This window comes from Vibrio sp. 10N.247.310.17, assembly GCF_041466605.1.
GTDB lineage: Bacteria > Pseudomonadota > Gammaproteobacteria > Enterobacterales > Vibrionaceae > Vibrio > Vibrio tasmaniensis_A.
Window position 1 is genome coordinate 1 of the sequence record NZ_JBFSTC010000183.1, and the last position, 2,621, is coordinate 2,621.

At 38.9% G+C, this 2,621-nt stretch carries 5 protein-coding genes; all 5 read left to right on the forward strand.

Annotated features, from left to right (window positions below):
* The first annotated feature begins 528 nt into the window (after positions 1-528).
* Complete coding sequence (locus AB6D80_RS24535; protein ID WP_017098606.1) at positions 529-1,017, forward strand: Hsp20 family protein; 489 nt, start codon at positions 529-531, stop codon at positions 1,015-1,017.
* A gap of 149 nt (positions 1,018-1,166) precedes the next feature.
* Entirely contained in the window at positions 1,167-1,409 is a 243-nt protein-coding gene (locus AB6D80_RS24540; protein ID WP_032499864.1) for a transposase, read from the forward strand.
* A 399-nt stretch (positions 1,410-1,808) separates the two neighbouring features.
* Positions 1,809-1,967, forward strand: a complete 159-nt coding sequence (locus tag AB6D80_RS24545) for a hypothetical protein (protein WP_017098100.1) — start codon at positions 1,809-1,811, stop codon at positions 1,965-1,967.
* Positions 1,967-2,305, forward strand: a complete 339-nt coding sequence (locus AB6D80_RS24550; RefSeq protein WP_017098101.1) for a hypothetical protein — start codon at positions 1,967-1,969, stop codon at positions 2,303-2,305. Before AB6D80_RS24545 ends, AB6D80_RS24550 begins: the two co-directional genes overlap by 1 nt.
* Positions 2,306-2,362: 57 nt before the next feature.
* On the forward strand, positions 2,363-2,621 hold a 259-nt coding region (locus tag AB6D80_RS24555; RefSeq protein ID WP_017098102.1), incomplete at its 3' end, for a hypothetical protein.

Genomic DNA, 2,621 nt, shown 5'->3' on the forward strand with positions numbered 1-2,621 from the left:
AAACTCACTAAAAAAAATTATTGGTGTTCATTATTCCTATGTTCAATTGCGTGACCCCGTAACGCAGAACAGCTCCTAATAGGGAGCTGTTCTTGTGTCTAAATTTGGGTTCACACTAAGTACCATTACGTTAAATAAATCATCACATGGCTATTGATTTTTCAAACATAACCCGCACATAAGCATAGAGTCACATTCATAAATCACCTTCCATTTGATTTGATAGTAATCTCTTGTGACTCAACCAACCGATCTCGACCCCATGCCACCCGCGTAATTCATATCGTGGAATATTGCCCATCAGAGAGTAGAGAGACCGTCTAATTATGAACTATTTTTGTCTCGTCATTATAGATAGGATATAACAATTTCATATAAAAAAACTAATTCAATGAGAAATTGCTATATAAAAACTATTGAAATAATTGTTCGTAAACACTATAAAAAACCTTGAAAAGGTTGTCTTATCAAGAGGCCTTTTCATCACTCTTGTTTTTATTTTGTATTGCTTCTTATGGAGGATATATTATGAGCTCAATTGACCTATCTCCACTATACCGTAGTAGTGTTGGGTTTGACCGTCTAGCATCATTAATTGATCATGCCATGACCAGTGAAACTGCTATCAACGGTTACCCACCATATAACATTGAAGTTCTAAAAGAGAATCGCTATGCCATCACCCTGGCCGTAGCCGGATTTACTCAGGAAGAGCTTGATATTCAAGTAGAAAAGAGCGTGCTAAGTGTACGTGGGCAAAAATGTGCTGATAAAGAAAATAAATATCTGTATCAGGGTATCGCCAATCGTACATTCGAACGTAAGTTCAACTTAGCTGATTATGTTGAAGTTACGGATGCAGATCTTTCTAACGGATTGTTAACTATTACTCTGGTGAAAGAGATACCTGAAGCTATGAAGCCTAAGTCCATCACTATCAATAAAAACTGTGATGTATTAGAGCATAAGGCTGAAGAGACAAGCACCAAAGATAATAAAGCTGCTAAAGGAGAATGATAGTGTGAAAGCACATTATCATTTTTGAAAGGGGAACGGCTCCCAATCGGGAGCTGTTCTTGTGTCTAAATCTGGGTTCACAATATCCCTATCTGGCAGGGTAGTTGTCACTGTTAAAATTTAACCAGTTTGGGCGATAAAGAGTAATTGTGTCTCGTATCTCAGTAGAAAGAAAAGAAGCGATATTGAAGAAGCTGCTGCCTCCCTATTCGATGTCAGTTAAAGAAGTGTCCGAAGAGGAAGGAATTAGCACTGCGACCCTGTATTATTGGCGCCCGCAACTCAGAAGTTCAGGAGCCACCGTGCCAAAGAGCAACACTTCATCAGAGCAGTGGTCTGCTCAAACTAAACTCGCCATTGTCGCTGAAACCTATTCAATGACCGAAAATTAACTGCTCAAGTTGGTGGACTTAAAGAGGCTATTAGTTCTTATTTTGAGCCGGAAACACAGAAACAAAGCTCGAGCGAGTATCCTGTCAGGACGATTGCTGTTAGTTCTGAAATTGATAATGATCTAGGTATTAGAGGTAGTTCAGCTAAGGATAATAGTAAGAAAACAGCACTGGATTCGGTGAGTTACTTGTCTAAACGAGTAACAGCGAATTTAACACCATTATTATCTAGTGAAACAATAAATAAGCTACAAGATGCGCTAAGCGAAGGCAATATTTCATTTAAATTTATTCAGAATATCGCCTTGAATAAAGGGGGATCTGAGTCTAGTTCGTGAATTGGCGCTTTCTACTGTCCCTAAACAAGAGAAAAATTATTCAGGGCATCTAGGATTAATTGTGGACTCACTTTCACACAAACGTCCAAATGTAAGCGCCACTATGCAAGGTTTACAAGGTTTTATTGATACATCGGCCTTGCAATGGCATGAAAAAACGGCAAAAAAACTGAAGGCGCGCTTGATGCGAATGCTCATGCTCGTTTTGATGGGGATTTAATGAGTTCAGCTTTGGATCAAATGTCGAAAAGTGACCTGAAAGCGACATTAACGCAATTGGAAGGTGCTTTTGGTCAGCGTTTACGAGGCGTTTTTAGGTTGGTTGCTGAACAAGTTCCGTCGTCATATCTGGCGCAAGGTGACAATGTTTTAATCTCGACTGCCATGCGTTTCAGTGGCCTAGTAGAAGGCTTGATGACGGCATTGAGTGAAAAGTTGGGTGAAGCGACCGACGTTCGGTTCAAGGATTGTGATTTCGTTAGTGAGCTTTCAGAACTAACAGCGATTGAGAAGGCGGCATTAATCAAAGTAGGAATTAAAGAAGAAATGTTGCTCTAATTTTCCCTTCGAGCGGTAACGACTGTTTTTATAATTCACACATAATGGAGGTTTTCTGTGTCAAAATGGCCGATTAGTTTTTTATTTGAGAAGAATCAATCTCGCCTGGAAGTCGCTGTTATTGACTTGGATGTAAAGCAAAGGATAAGTGATTTTTATCAGCTTGCTCAAAAACGATACTTGTTAGAAGAATTTTTATTACTTCTAAATCGTAGTCAATACAATGTTTTTCAAAATGACGTACTCTCTTGCCTTTATCGCTTGGGTATAAAGAGAGTCGATTTAAAAGTGGGCAGTAAAACGTTGAATATTTTAT

Bases quoted from the DNA above. Each gene is read 5' to 3' on its own strand.
- AB6D80_RS24535 (WP_017098606.1), top strand. From the start codon at position 529: ATGAGCTCAATTGACCTATCTCCACTATACCGTAGTAGTGTTGGGTTT.
- AB6D80_RS24550 (WP_017098101.1), top strand. From the start codon at position 1,967: ATGAGTTCAGCTTTGGATCAAATGTCGAAAAGTGACCTGAAAGCGACA.